The sequence below is a fragment of the Treponema sp. B152 genome (assembly GCF_024181665.1).
Lineage (GTDB): Bacteria > Spirochaetota > Spirochaetia > Treponematales > Treponemataceae > Treponema_B > Treponema_B denticola.
Map to the genome: position 1 here is coordinate 2,431,512 of NZ_CP058668.1, position 14,666 is coordinate 2,446,177.

Genomic DNA, 14,666 nt, shown 5'->3' on the forward strand with positions numbered 1-14,666 from the left:
ATGAATAAAAAAATGAACACAACAGCCAAATGGACGATAAAAGATGTAATAACTACGGTTTTATTAAGTGCTCTTCTTGTCGTTATGCAATTTATTGTAAATATTGTGTGCATGGCAAACCATTTTGTCAGTATGACATTATCAGTCGGTTTTTCAGTATTTATCTGCGCGCCGGTTTATTTTCTCATGGTACAACGGGTGGGAAAACGGGGCGTGTCTTTTATCTACATGACACTTCTCGGCATCATTTTTCTAATAATGGGAAACTGGTATTTATTGCCGTATTACATCGTTATCGGCTTAATATGCGAAGCCATTTTATGGAAACATGGAGCCTATCAAAATCCGCGCCGGCTTACGGCTGCATGGACGGTTTCCAGCCTGTTATTTAACGGAACAAATTTGCTTCCGATCTGGTTCTTCTGGGATGCTTATTATGCCTTTGCCGTTTCAAGCGGAATGAGTCAAGAATATATTGACTCATATGTTCGGTATTTTACCGTTCCTTATTGGATTATTTTTATCGTTGCTTTTACAACCGCCTGCGGTTTTGCAGGAAGTCTGATTGCTTCAAGGTTGATAAAAAAACATTTTGAAAAAGCGGGCGTATTATAAAAACATTTGCAAAAAGCTCATCAGAGTTTTTAAAAATGCCTTGTTAAAAAATTAAATGAAAAAGGTTTCAAAAGATTTTACGGCTCCGGTAAAATTGTGGACGCTTTTGTGCGTTATTGTAAGCTCATTTTTTATCGCCGATTACAGGATAAACGGTATTCTTTCGCTTATCGGACTTTTATATCTTGCCGTCCAGTGTAAATGGCGGCTGCTGATATCATTCGGCCTCTTTTATGCGCTGCTTTTGCTTCTCTTAATAGGTATCCGCAGATATGGTGTTAGAACAATCATCATACCGGAATTCTATATTTTTTTATGCTGGAACCTCTTGCCTGTTATGCTTATAGGATGGGATGTGATAACAACGCCGCCCGGAGAGATTGCAGCTTTCCTTTCCCGTATCGGAATGCCGGCCTCCGTTATTTTAGGACTACTCGTTATTTTCCGTTTTATACCGGTGATGAAAGCGGAAGTAAAAAAGCTCCGCCTTTCAATGAAAACCAAAGGCCTTTTGGACCCGGCCCGCATCCTAACTCATCCCTTAGAAACGGGAGAATATGTACTGATTCCTCTGCTTTTACGCTGCATTCAAATTGCCGATCAACTCGCAGTCTCGGCAGTTGTGCGGGGTATTCAGTGTCCGGTAAAACGGAGCAGCTATTACGGAAAAAAGATGCGGACCTTCGACTATATCGCTGCCATTGTGTGGAGCACTACTATGGCTGCGGTTATCATAGTAAGGAGTCTTGCTTGATGATACGGATGGAAAATGTAAGTTTTCATTATGAAAACAGTGAAAGAGGTGTATCGGATATAAACCTTACAATTAACGAAGGCGAATGTACGGTTCTAACCGGCCCGTCGGGCGGCGGTAAAACAACAGTATTGCGCCTTTTAAACGGATTAGCACCGGGTTATTACAGCGGCACGCTTTCAGGAAATATCTCTATCGGCGGAAAAGATATGTCTTCTACCCCATTATGGGAGAGGGGCAAATTTATAGGCAGCGTGTTTCAGGAACCGCAAAGCCAGTTCTTTTCTTCCGAACTTGCAGGTGAGATTGCTTTTTCATGCGAAAATTACGGACTGGCACAACACGAGATCATCGCCCGCACAGAGGGGGCAATCGAAGCATTTCATCTTGCGGCATTACGAGAGCATACGCTTGACACCTTTTCAAGCGGAGAAAAACAGCGCGCTGCAATCGCTTCGGTCTATGCCCTATCGCCTTCAATATACGTATGTGATGAGCCGACTGCTAATCTCGATGAAGAAAGCTCTATAAGGCTTTCTCATGTTTTAAAGAAGCTCAAAGAAGATGGGCGAACTCTGATTATTGCAGAACATAGGTTAAGCTGGCTGTACGGAATTGCCGACCGTTTTATCTATATAGATGAAGGGACAATACAGTGGGTGCATACGGCTCAAGAAATGCAGAAAATGACGCTTGAGCAAAAAAAGCATTTTGGATTGAGGTCATTTACGCCTGCTCTAAAACCGGCTCTTACCCCTCCTTCATCAAGAGCCTTATCTTCCGGTACGGCAAATGAACCCTTACTGCAAGCAGACGGGATATACCGCAAAGAAAAGGGGAACCTTATTTTGCAAACAATATCTTTTTCCGTATGGCGCGGACAGATTATTGCGCTTACCGGTAAAAACGGAGTTGGAAAAACAACTCTCGGCCTTATTTTGAGCGGGCTTAATAAAGAGTCGGGCGGCACGGTATTCCTTAACGGAAAAAAAAGCAGGCTTCGGGCGCGTCGCAAAGCGGTATGGTACAGCGCCAACGATACTGGAACGCAGTTTTTTACCGAAAGCGTTTCCGAAGAAATTCTATTGAGTATGATGAACACCCCCGATAAGCTTGAACGGGCGCGGAATGTCTTACAGACCATGGGGCTCTATGACCTCAAAGATGTTCACCCTGCAACGCTTTCCGGAGGACAAAAACAGAGGCTTTCCGTTGCCTGCGCCCTGCTGTCCGGCCGCGAAATACTCATTTTCGATGAGCCGACCAGCGGTTTGGACGGCTATCACGCAGACATCCTTGCAAAAGCTTTTTTGGACGCGGCGGCTTGCGGTAAAACGATTATCGTTATTACGCACGATTTTGAACTTATCGCTGCATGCTGCAGCTATGAAATTGTGCTTGGAGGAGAAGCTCAAACGAAATAAAAGTTATTTTTTGATTATACCATAATCCCCAAATTATTTTCAGAATCCTAATATTTCAAAATCTTCACTGTCATATTTATTTATGCCTTTTAACAACAAGACCTTAATCTCTTCAAACATTATTTATCCTAAAAATCCCGTGTCGTATCAAAAATTTCCAAGAGTTTTTCTTTATTGATAGATAGAGAAGGCGGTATTAAATCTAAAAGTTCTGTAAGAGCACAATAAATATCTTCTCTTTCTACTGTTTCAATAAAATACTTGCGTTTGTCCATTTTATTAAAACTTTCGGTATATGCCCTCACCAAAGCTTCGGCAGTCCGGGCAGCTTCGAGCGGCGAGCTTTGTTCCAATTTGAGGATTTCGGCTCTTGTTTTTTTATATACATCTGCTGCTTTCTTGGCATTCGCTGCAGAGATATTTTCTTGTCCGTCCCATGAGCGGAACGGATTGTCAAGGTTCTGCGCCAACCATTCCGGTTTTCGCGGCTTTTGTATCCAAAGGTCAAGCCCTTCTTCTGTTCTCTTTTTATAAAGATGTTTAGCTTTTTTGGCTGCATTTTCCGGCAGGCTGCTCATCCAAAACCAATGTAAGTTAGGTAAATGTTCCGGCTCCGGAATGTCTTCGGCAGAAAAACCGAATAAATCAACCGTAGTAAAGCCCTCCAGTTTTGTAAATTGGGATAGCATAGAAAGGTTAGAAAGAATACCGGGTTTGCCCCATAGCCGCAATTCCCGCAGCATCGGGTATGCTTTTAAAATCTCGGCTACATCAAGTTCTGTAATCTCTGAGCAATGCAGTTTGCCCAAGTCTTTTAGCTCCTGTATTTTAGGCACTATTTTAGTTGCTGTTAAAAGTAATAAAGCTCCGTTTTCAACAGCATGTATTTTACAGTTATTTGTTACTTCACCTAACAGAATAAGTTCTTCCAATTCGTTATTCAGATACAGTTCTTCCACGCCGTTCATATCAATAGAAAGTCTGTGCAAATGCGCATTGGAAAAATCCAATCTTTTTTGCTGATGATTTTCAAGTACCAGCTCATCTAAAAACGGACATGATTGTAAATATTCATATAAACCGATATGCCATTTTTTACATGCCAAATAGGATAAGCATGGAAAGGCTTTTAATTCCAGCACATTTTCAAAAGGAACATCATCATGTATGCGATGTCTGGAAACCGCCATTTCTTTTCCGGCAAATATAATTTTTTCCTTACTGCTCTCCGCTTTTTTAAACGCATCTCTTTGCTCTTTAGGAATTTCCTGCCATTTAAGTTGACGATATACTTCGTATCCGTTTCCCCAAGACCTTGCATAGGTATTTGTGCTTTCATCGGTTAATGGCTGCATGTTACCGATTAACATATGGTTCGCAGGCACCATGACATCAACATTACAAAGATGCAGACCACGTTTCCAGTACATAAAGTCCTGATAAAGCGGCTTTAGTAAAGGTAATTCTTCCTCTTTGAGAGGCTGTTCACCCGACCAATCTAAAGAGAGCAGCACTGCTTTCGGTTTTTTCTCACCTTCCTCTATCTTGGTTATTTGGCACGCAGTATATTTTTTTAAATATGAATTATACACACAATACACATCTCCGCTTTTAGCTTTCATTATCGGAATTCTCCTTGTCTTTTTTTTATTTTCTATAACTTCGTATCTTTCATATTGGAGCTTTTTTGTTCTATAAAACATCTGATTGCTTTTTTAAATTTTATAGCGGTTTATAATTTTTTTCCGTAAGATAATAAATAAAAATCATTGCCGCACCATTTAATATCAAAAGTTATAGATAATATATCATATATTTTTTACCTTTACAATAGAATGATAAAAAAAGAAGACCTTGACAGTACAAAAAAGGCATGGTACACTAAAAGCTATAATAATTTATAGGAGGCTTTTTAATGAAAAAGTATGTACCGGAACCTTTTAGAATTAAGATGGTTGAACCTATCAAAATGACAACACGTGAGGACCGCATTAAGTATCTTGAAAAAGCAAAATACAATATGTTTAACTTACGTGGAGAAGATGTCTACATTGACTTATTGACAGACAGCGGCACAAACGCAATGAGCGATAAGCAATGGGGAGGCGTTATGGTCGGAGATGAAGCCTATGCCGGAGGAAAAAGCTATTTCAAATTGGTTGATGCCGGAAAGGATATCTTCGGATATGAATTTATCCAGCCCGTCCATCAGGGCCGAGCAGCAGAAAAGGTTTTATTCCCCTTGTTGCTCAAAAAAGGCCAAGTTGCTATTTCAAATATGTTCTTTGACACAACCAGAGCTCACGTAACTCTGGCCGGAGGAAGACCTCTCGACTGCGTATGTAAGGAAGCAAAAAAACCTTCCGAATATGCACCTTTTAAGGGAAATATGGATGTTGAAAAGCTTGAACAGCTTATTAATGAGCATGGAAAAGAAAAGGTCGGAATGATTGTAATGACTATTACAAACAACTCTGCCGGAGGACAACCTGTTTCAATTCAGAACATCCGTGATGTTGCCAAAATTGCAAAAAAATACGGCATTCTGTTCAATATTGATGCAGCACGATTTGCAGAAAATGCCTACTTTGTAAAACAAAGAGAAGAAGAATTCAAGAACAAGCCTATTAAAGAAATTATTCGTGAAATGTTCAGCTATGCCGACACCTTTACGATGAGTGCAAAAAAAGATGCTATCGTTAATATGGGCGGTTTGATAGGTATTAAAAACAATCAAGAAATCTATCAGATGATTAAGGGCAACTGTATTTCTTTTGAAGGATTTATTACCTACGGAGGTCTTTCAGGACGCGATCTTGAAGCATTAGCCATAGGTTTATACGAAGGTATTGATGAAGAATATTTAAAATACCGAAACGCTTCTATGGAATACCTAGCCTCTCAGCTCCTTGATGCAGGCGTTGCCATTCAAAACCCTGCAGGAGGACACGGTGTTTATGTTGATGCCAACGCCATGTTCCCGCACATTCCCTATTATCAATTCCCCGGCCACACTCTTTGCGTAGAGTTATACAAAGAAGCCGGAATCCGAACATGCGACATCGGTTCCTTTATGCTCGGAAACGATCCCGAAACAGGAGAACAGATCAAATCGGAATTCGAATTTGCCCGTCTTGCAATTCCGAGAAGAGTATACACCCAATCTCACTTAGACGTTATTGCAGGAGCTTTAATTAACATTAAAGAAAGAGCCTCTCAGGTTAAGGGCTACAAAATTATCTGGGAACCCTCGATTCTTAGACACTTCCAAGCTCATTTGGAACCCATAAAATAACCATTTAGCGGATGGATAGCCGTTAATTATCCTTCCGCCGGTTTGTATTGTATGTTGTATTTATAAAATAAGGAGGTCTATATGGCAAACACAGAATCAAAGCGAGATCAGTTTAACTCAAAGTGGGGCTTTATTCTTGCTTGTATCGGGTCCGCTGTCGGAATGGGAAACATCTGGCTTTTCCCATTCCGTGTCGGACAATTTGGAGGTGCGGCTTTTTTAATTCCATACATTATTTTCGTTGCCGTTATCGGTTATACCGGCGTAGTTGAAGAAATGTGTTTCGGTAGGGCTATGAAAACCGGCCCTCATGGGGCATTTTTAAAAGCAACAAGAATGAGAGGAAGCGAAGCCGGTAATTATATCGGTTGGATTCCCGTTATCGGATCTTTAGGTATTGCTATCGGATACACTGTTGTTGTGGGATGGATTATCCGATTTGCAGTAGGAGCTTTTACAGGTTCCATGCTTGCTGCAGAAAACAGCGGTGCATATTTCGGCACTATCGCCGGACCCTTGTCAAGCTTACCTTGGCACATCATTGCTATTGCATTTTCATTCTTTGTAATGGTTGCAGGTGTTTCAGCAGGTATCGAAAAAATAAATAAAATTATGATGCCTACATTCTTTACCTTATTTATTATTCTTGCAATCCGGGTTGCAACACTGCCTAAAGCTTTGGACGGTTATAAATTCCTTTTTAAACCGGATTGGTCTGCATTAGCCAATATCAAAACATGGGTATTTGCCTTAGGCCAGGCATTTTTTTCTCTTTCATTAGCAGGAAGCGGTACCGTTGTATACGGAAGCTATCTAAATGACAGTGAAGATGCTCGGACCAGTGCAAAGTACACAGCAATCTTTGATACCCTTGCAGCTATGATTGCAGCCTTGGTTATCATTCCGGCAGTTTTTGCTTATGGACTGGAGCCTGCCGCAGGACCGCCTTTGATGTTCATAACAATGCCTATGATCTTCAAAGAAATGCCCGCGGGAACCCTCTTTTCAATTATATTCTTCATTGCCGTATTATTCGCAGGTATTACATCTCTAATAAACTTATATGAAACCCCTGTAGAACTTATGCAGCAAAAGTTTAATCTCAGCCGAAAAGCAGCTCTCGCAATAGTTCTTGGCCTCGGCTTTGCAGTAGGTTTAGTAGTTGAGGACGGAAACGTACTTGGTACATGGATGGATGTAATTAGTATTTACATAATTCCTCTGGGAGCCTTACTTGCCGGAGTCATGTTCTTCTGGGTTGCCGGTAAAGACTTCGTTCTTAATGAGGTTTCAAAAGGCAGACTGAAAAGAGTCGGAGATTCGTATGCTATTCAGGGAAAATATATATATTGCGGTTTAACCTTAATAGTTTATATTCTCGGTATCTTCTATGGAGGCATCGGCTAGAATAAGCCGATCTTTTAAAGACTCAAACAAAAAACCACCGATTAGTCTTGTAGGCTAATCGGTGGTTTTTAACATTCTGATGTTCCTTTGTTCCTTCAGAAAAGGCGCCAAAATACTGTAAACAAATAGAACTTATTTTAAATGAATATTATTAAACACCGGCTTATTATTTAAGCTTTAAACCGTCTTTAAAGGCTTCACCGACACGCTCTGATACTTTGTAATATCCGTGTGTATATGGATCGAAGGCTATGGCATTTACTAACGACATATCAAGCTTTCCATTCGGCATAACACTTTCGTCAGCAGTTACATTGACAACCTTTCCTATAACACCGCAACCATATTTATTATCTTGATACTCAATAAATTCACATTCCAGACAAATCGGAAATTCGTTTATAACAGGAGCGTCAACGGTTTCCGCCTTGCTTGCGGTAAGACCGGTCTTCTCCAGCTTATTAGGAACCTTATTGCCGGAAGCAACACCAAAGTAGTCGGCTTCAAGTACATGAGCAGCATCAGCAATACTAACGGTAAAAGCGCCTCTCGCCTTGATATTTTTTACTGTCTTATGTGTTTCGGTCAAATTAAGAGCTATAATGGAACGTTCTTGCATAGTTCCCCATGCAGCGTTCATAACATTTATGCTTCCATCATCGTTATAGGTAGCAACCATTAATACGGGCATAGGAAAAATTCCGTCGGTAATATTTAATTTTTTTCTCATAGAAACCTCTTCTATACATAATTATATTCAAATTAACAGAAAAAACAAGTCTGATTTGCGCAAGATTTAATTGTATCAATTAAGATTACAGCAGCAGTGCTTTCAGCCGTTCAGAACTTTTTCGATAAAGCGTTGCAAAACGGGAATATGGCTTTGTTCAACATCTTTATTCGCATACAAAACTGTAACATTTCTATTTTTTAATTCGGCCTTGATTTTATCCGTAAAATCTTTTGTGCATGGATTTTGCACCAACTCTTTTGTGTACAGCTCCGAAAAAGTTTTGTAATCGATTTCGTCACGGTGATAAGCTTGCCGTAAACCTGACGAAGGTGTAATTTCCTTTGCCCATTCGCTGATGCAGGCCTTTTCTTTCGAAATTCCGCGCGGCCACAACCTGTCCGCCAAAATCCTAAACCCGTCACCTTTTTCCGGCAGATCGTACACCCGCTTCCACAACAATTTTCCCATAATTTCCCCTTTATTAATACTTATTATACGGCTGTTCTTTCATAGCTGCAAGGGCTCCATCCCTAGATATCCCGGTCCAAAAATGCTATACTCAAATCATTATGAAAAACTATCCCTTTACGGCAATCTTGGGGCAAGATGAAATGAAAGAAGCCTTGATTCTTAATTAAACGTTTTTTATCTTTTATGTTAATCTTTTTAAGAGGCATAGAGGTAAAATAAATAAAATTTGTTTACCTCTATTGACAAATATCGAATAAAGATTTATTATTAAATTATAATTCAGTATTGACAGAATAGAAAGGAGAACGTTTCAGGCGTGCAGGCGGTATGCAGGTATTAAAAGAAGAGGTCAAAAGTAGAATTCTGACGGCTGCGGAAAAAGTATTTTATGAACAAGATTATAGAAGTGCAAAGCTGACGGATATTGCAGAACAGGCTAATATTCCTGTTGCGCTTATTTATACCTACTTCAAAAACAAAGAAGGATTATTTGATGAAGTAGTCGCAGGTGTGTTGGATAACATCATTAAGATGATGGAAGATGAGGAAAAGATGGAAGCCGGAAGCCCCTATGAAAGATTTAATCGGGGCGGAGCATCTCAACTTCCCAAACTGTTAAAGAGTAGAATAAAACTCATCATTTTGATCGACAAGAGCTCGGGAACGAAACATGAGAATGCAAAAGATATGTGGGTTAAACGATTGGAACAGCATATAAAAGACGGTTTAAAGAGATATTCAAAAACCAAGCACGATCCAATGCTTGCTCATATTTTGGCAAATAATTATGTTGAGGGGCTTATGGAAATTGCACGGCACTATAAAAATGAAAAATGGGCAGAAGATATGCTCTTTGTTCTTAATAAGTGTTATTTTAATGGAGTTGAATCATTGTAAGCTGTAATTACAGTAGTATAAAAGAGAATTTATTTTAGGAGCGTTCAATCGCTCCTCATTTTATCTATCAATATTGAATAAATATTCAATATTATTTGGTTTTAAAGATAAACGAATATACATGCGCATTATAGATGTAGAGAGGAGTAGATATGACTGAAAAGGAATTGAAAAAACAGGTAACGGGTAAAACCTTTTTGTCCAATGTGCTGCTTGCGCTTAAAATAGTGTTTGACTTACTACCGCAGGTTTTATTGGTACTGGTGATAAGCAGCTTGTTTTCGGGCAAAGCGGAAAGGGAATATTTTAAAATGATTGCCGTAGGTATTTTCATCTCGTTTATGCTCAAGGCGTGTTTTAATTATCTTGCCGTAAAGACAGCTCATGACAGGGCTTTTAGTACATTGACGGAATTACGGCTTGCCATAATTGAACACCTCAAAAAATTGAATTTAGGATTTTTTAAAAAGCATACTACCGGCGAGCTTACAAGCATTGTTGAACACGATGTAGAACAGATTGAAATATATCTGGCGCACGGTCTTCCGGAAATTATGGCGGCAACACTTCTTCCTGTTCTGGTTTTTATTGCAATGCTTTTTATAGATTACCGGCTCGCATTAATAATGATTGCAGGGGTACCGCTCATGTTCCTTGTACAACAATTATCTGCAAAGACCATGCAAAAAAAATTTCAAATATATTTTGAACGAGAAATGCAGATGAGGAAAGACATGATGGAATATGTAAAAAACATTGCCGTCATAAAGGCCTTTGCAAAAGAAGAGTGTTTTAGCGGCAGGACTTTGGATTCCGCACGCTCTTATGTGCAAGATGTAAAAAAGAGTATGGGTGCCGTTACGGGCCCAATGGTGCTTATAGATATTTTTATGGAAGCCGGAGCGGTATCGGTTATGATGTTAGGAAGTATACTGCTCTTACATAACAATATTTCTACCGCTCAGTTTATACTGTCCGTTATCTTATCTTCGGTATTTGTGTCGGCAATAAGTAAAACCGCAACGCTCCATCATTTTTCCATCGTGTTTACTGAAAAGCTCAAAAGCATAGCGGTGATTCTCTGTGCACCTCTTGCAAAAGAAAAGATCAGCGAAAAACTGAAAACGGGAGATATAGAATGCAAGAATGTACATTTTAAGTATGAAAAAGACAGCTTTGCGTTAAAAAATATTACTGTACAATGTAAAGAAAACACTTTAAATGCGCTTGTCGGGCCGAGCGGCTGCGGTAAAAGCACGCTTGCGAATCTTATCATGGGTTTTTGGGATGTTGATTCAGGTGTGCTCACAATTTCGGGTAAAGATATTTCACGCTATGATACGGACAGCATTTCCGCTCTTATCGGAAGTGTTCAGCAGGAAGTAATTCTTTTTAATATGAGCATCTTTGAAAATATCGCGATCGGTAAGGAGGGCGCTTCGGAAGCGGAAGTGATAGAAGCCGCTCAAAAAGCACGATGTCATGATTTTATTTCCACCCTGCCTCATGGCTACAACACACGGGTGGGAGAGATGGGCGTAAAACTTTCGGGAGGAGAAAAGCAAAGAATATCCATTGCCCGGATGATTCTTAAAAATGCCCCAATTCTTATTTTAGATGAAGCGATGGCTGCCGTAGACAGCGAAAACGAAAAACTCATAAACGAGGCGATCGAAGAATTAAGAAAAAACAAAACGGTCATCACGATTGCGCATCACCTGAACACTGTACAAAACGCGGACAAAATAATCGTTATTGATAAAGGCCGCATACTGGACTTTGGCACACATGAAGAATTGATTTCGCGATGCACCTTTTATAAAGAAATGGTCGAAGCCCAAAACAAAGTAGACAACTGGCGGGTGGGGTAAAGGAGACATTTATGTATAAAGAATTATTTGCATTTTTGAGTAAGAGGGGAAAAATCGATGTATGTATTTCTTCTCTGTTTTTTACCTTGTACGGGTTGAGTTCCGTGGGGATGTTACTTACGGTGTTTTCGATTTTGTTTAAGATTGCTGCCGGGACTGATATGCAGGGGCTCTACGGGGCTTTTGCAACGCTGATAGGCTTGGTCGTTTTTAAGGGACTTTGCAATATGATTGCCGACTTAAAAAAGCACGGAGCCGGCTTTGATGTGGTGCAGCAAATACGGGAGCGGATGATTGTAAAATTAAAGCTGTTTAGTTTGGGATTTTATACGAATGAACGGCTGGGAGAATTAAATACGATTCTTCATAAAGATGTGGACAATATGTCCATGGTAGTCGGTCATATGTGGCCGCGGATGTTCGGTGATTTTCTCATTGCTTTTACGGTATTTATCGGCCTTTGCTTTATCAATCTTAGTGCAGCCCTTGTTATGGCCGCGTCGATTCCGCTTCCGCTTGCCTACCTTTTTTACACAATTAAGGGAGCACAAAAAACGGAGCATAACAATAATTCCGCACTTGCCGATATGGTGAGCTTATTTGTCGAATATGTACGCGGTATTCCGGTGCTCAAAAGTTTTTCGCATAATAAAAGTCTGGATAATGAACTTTTTGAAAAGACAAAAAAATTCGGAGAAACAAGTAAGGCTGCGTCCCATTTTAAGGCAAGACAGCTTTCGGTTTTTGCATTTTTAATCGATGCAGGGTATTTTGTTCTTTTCATTTATTCAGGTCTTGCCGCGTTATGTGGAAGCATTGATGTGCTCAGCTTTATGATTATCGCAGTCATTTCAAAAGAATTTTATAAACCTTTTGCAGCGATGGAAACGCACTATATGTATTATGTGTCTGCCGTAGACAGCTATCACCGCTTGGGAAAAATTCTTCATGCTGAGGTAATAGCCGATAAAACGGACGGAGTTACTCCTGCGCAAAACGATATTGTTTTTAAAGATGTAGAGTTTTCTTATGAAGAAGATGAGTTCAAAATGAATGGGGTAACTTTTTCCGTTCCGGAAAAAACGATGACCGCGCTTGTAGGAGAATCGGGAAGCGGTAAGACGACGGTTACGAATTTGCTTTTGCGGTTTTACGATGTGCAAGGCGGAAGTATTACGCTCGGCGGAATTGATATACGGGATATTCCCTACGATGAACTTTTGGATCGCATCAGCATTGTTATGCAAAATGTGCAGCTTTTCGATAACACCATCGAAGAAAATATCCGAGTAGGAAAAAAAGGAGCAACAAAAGAAGAAATCATCGAAGCTGCAAAAAAGGCAAGGATTCACGATTTTATTATGAGCTTACCGAAAGGCTATGAAACGGATATTGGAGAAAACGGAGGTCTCTTATCCGGCGGACAAAGACAGCGGATTTCCATTGCACGCGCCTTTTTAAAAGACGCTCCGATTTTAATCCTCGACGAGATGACCAGTAATGTCGATCCCGTAAATGAGGCTTTAATACAGGATGGCATTACCGAACTTGCAAAAAACAGAACCGTACTGGTCATTGCTCATCATCTCAAGACTATTCAAAAGGCAGATCAAATCCTTGTGTTTCAAAAAGGCTGTCTTATCGAAAAAGGAAAACACGATGAACTTTTGAAAAAGGACGCTTACTATGCTCGGCTTTGGAAAGCACAATACGGGAGCGGAATGTGCTCTCGCTAAAAGATATTTCGTATAAAACAAGGACAGGTCTTCTCATTCTCGACAATATAAACCTCGAAATAAAAAAAGGAGAATTTGTTGTCATTACCGGAAAAAGCGGAAGCGGGAAGAGCACACTCGGCTCTGTTATCAACGGCCTTATCTCGCATTACTATGACGGAGTTTTAACGGGAGAGGCTTGTCTAAACGGAAAAGATATACGCACTATGGAGCTTTCACAAATAGGCTGCATGGTAGGCTGTGTATTCCAAGACCCGCGAAGTCAGTTTTTTATGACCGATCCTTTTAGTGAAGCGGCATTCGGCTGCAGCAATATGCTTTTGAACAGGGAAGAAATACTGAAAAAGGTAGACAACAGTTTGAAACTGCTTGGAATAAATCATCTAAAAGAGAAGAGTATCTTTAAACTTTCAAGCGGTGAAAAACAAAAACTGGCTATCGCGTCATGCTATGCGATGTCGCCTGACATTTTTTTGTTCGATGAGCCTACAGCTAATCTGGATATTCATTCCATCTTTGATTTGGAAAACATATTACGGAGCTTAAAAGACGAAGGGAAAACCATTATCGTTTTGGAGCATCGATTATTTTATCTTTCGGCCTTATGCAGCCGTATGCTCGTTATGGATAAGGGAAGAATTACGGGCGAATACTCAAAAGACGAATTTTTTGAGCTGCAAAAAAACAATAAAAATATTCGACCCATATATTTGGAAAATCTCGATACGGTTCATTCTAAAAGTATTATCGATAAAACCACCCCATTGCTTGAAATAAAAAATATTTCATATTCACATTCAAAACAGGAAAAAACCGATGTGCTTAAAGACATATCGATAAGAGCTTATGAAAAAGAAGTTATCGGCATTATCGGTGAAAACGGAGCGGGTAAAACAACTCTCGCTAAATTGTGTACAGGCTTATTAAAAGAAAAAAGCGGAAGCGTTTTGATTAAAGGAGAAAAGCGGAGCTATAAGAAAAGGGCGGGGAGTATATATTTTGTCATGCAGGACTCCGACTATCAACTTTTCGGTAATACCGTAGAGGATGAATTGGATATAGGGAAAAAAGGCGGCGGTTTGAGCGGTACGGAAAAAGAAACCGTTTTATCGGATTTTGAAATTCTTGATTTAAAAGAATGGCATCCGCTTGCCCTCTCAAGAGGTCAAAAGCAACGGCTTACCATTGCAGCGGCTTTTTGCAATAACTGTAAGATACTTTTTTTAGATGAACCGACAAGCGGCTTGGATAAACATTCTATGGATTTGGTTTCTAAAAGTATTCTCACTGAGGCAAAGGCAGGTAGGCTTATATTTGTAATATCGCATGATTATGAATTTTTACTGTCTGTCTGCAACAGAATTATTTATTTAAAAAGCGGAATGGTTCACGCTGATTTCAATTTAAATAATGATACCAAGAAAATGCTCTGGGAGCTTTTAAGTAAAAAAGAGGAAATGTGA

Annotated in this window: 12 protein-coding genes; 9 read left to right on the top strand and 3 right to left on the bottom strand. The window is 39.9% G+C overall.

Going from position 1 to position 14,666, the window contains the following annotated elements; translation table 11 throughout:
* Genes HYB91_RS11430 through HYB91_RS11440 form a run of 3 tightly spaced genes read left to right on the top strand, consistent with a single transcriptional unit; the run spans window position 1 to window position 2,793 of the window.
* Complete coding sequence (locus tag HYB91_RS11430; RefSeq protein WP_253719537.1) at window positions 1–615, top strand: MptD family putative ECF transporter S component; 615 nt, start codon at window positions 1–3, stop codon at window positions 613–615.
* Between the two features lie 55 nt (window positions 616–670).
* Window positions 671–1,369, top strand: coding sequence for an energy-coupling factor transporter transmembrane component T (locus HYB91_RS11435; protein WP_253719538.1), 699 nt, complete (start codon window positions 671–673; stop codon window positions 1,367–1,369).
* The gene (locus tag HYB91_RS11440) at window positions 1,369–2,793 is read left to right on the top strand and encodes an ABC transporter ATP-binding protein (RefSeq protein WP_002676608.1); all 1,425 of its coding nucleotides are present in this window, start codon (window positions 1,369–1,371) and stop codon (window positions 2,791–2,793) included. The genes HYB91_RS11435 and HYB91_RS11440 overlap by 1 nt, the downstream gene beginning before the upstream one ends.
* Window positions 2,794–2,921: 128 nt before the next feature.
* Here HYB91_RS11440 and HYB91_RS11445 read toward each other — a convergent pair whose 3' ends face one another.
* Entirely contained in the window at window positions 2,922–4,415 is a 1,494-nt protein-coding gene (locus HYB91_RS11445) for a hypothetical protein (RefSeq protein ID WP_002676607.1), read from the bottom strand.
* Window positions 4,416–4,708: 293 nt separating this feature from the next.
* On the opposite strand from HYB91_RS11445, the gene HYB91_RS11450 reads away from it, so the two are divergent.
* Together HYB91_RS11450 and HYB91_RS11455 are read left to right on the top strand one after the other, a co-directional pair.
* Window positions 4,709–6,088 (top strand): tryptophanase, encoded by a 1,380-nt coding sequence (locus tag HYB91_RS11450; RefSeq protein WP_002666415.1) that lies wholly within the window; start codon window positions 4,709–4,711, stop codon window positions 6,086–6,088.
* 81 nt (window positions 6,089–6,169) lie between these two features.
* The gene (locus HYB91_RS11455) at window positions 6,170–7,495 is read left to right on the top strand and encodes a sodium-dependent transporter (protein WP_002673012.1); all 1,326 of its coding nucleotides are present in this window, start codon (window positions 6,170–6,172) and stop codon (window positions 7,493–7,495) included.
* A 166-nt stretch (window positions 7,496–7,661) separates the two neighbouring features.
* On the opposite strand, the gene HYB91_RS11460 is transcribed toward HYB91_RS11455, so the two are convergent.
* Window positions 7,662–8,225: a flavin reductase family protein gene (locus HYB91_RS11460; RefSeq protein WP_002666418.1), complete on the bottom strand. Its 564-nt coding sequence runs from the start codon at window positions 8,223–8,225 to the stop codon at window positions 7,662–7,664.
* Between the two features lie 102 nt (window positions 8,226–8,327).
* Window positions 8,328–8,696 (bottom strand): DUF488 domain-containing protein, encoded by a 369-nt coding sequence (locus tag HYB91_RS11465; RefSeq protein ID WP_002676606.1) that lies wholly within the window; start codon window positions 8,694–8,696, stop codon window positions 8,328–8,330.
* Between the two features lie 330 nt (window positions 8,697–9,026).
* Between HYB91_RS11465 and HYB91_RS11470 the strand changes: the two genes are divergently transcribed.
* The 4 genes from HYB91_RS11470 to HYB91_RS11485 all read left to right on the top strand — a co-directional run bounded on the left by HYB91_RS11470 (window position 9,027) and on the right by HYB91_RS11485 (window position 14,666).
* On the top strand, window positions 9,027–9,596 hold the full coding sequence (locus HYB91_RS11470) for a TetR/AcrR family transcriptional regulator (protein WP_002676605.1): 570 nt from the start codon (window positions 9,027–9,029) through the stop codon (window positions 9,594–9,596).
* A gap of 152 nt (window positions 9,597–9,748) precedes the next feature.
* Window positions 9,749–11,467 carry an ABC transporter ATP-binding protein gene (locus HYB91_RS11475; protein WP_002676604.1) on the top strand — a complete coding sequence of 573 codons (1,719 nt, stop codon included), beginning with the start codon at window positions 9,749–9,751 and terminating at the stop codon, window positions 11,465–11,467.
* A gap of 11 nt (window positions 11,468–11,478) precedes the next feature.
* A complete protein-coding gene (locus HYB91_RS11480) occupies window positions 11,479–13,203 on the top strand; it encodes an ABC transporter ATP-binding protein (protein ID WP_002676603.1) in 1,725 nt (574 codons plus the stop codon).
* Entirely contained in the window at window positions 13,191–14,666 is a 1,476-nt protein-coding gene (locus HYB91_RS11485; RefSeq protein WP_002676601.1) for an ABC transporter ATP-binding protein, read from the top strand. Before HYB91_RS11480 ends, HYB91_RS11485 begins: the two co-directional genes overlap by 13 nt.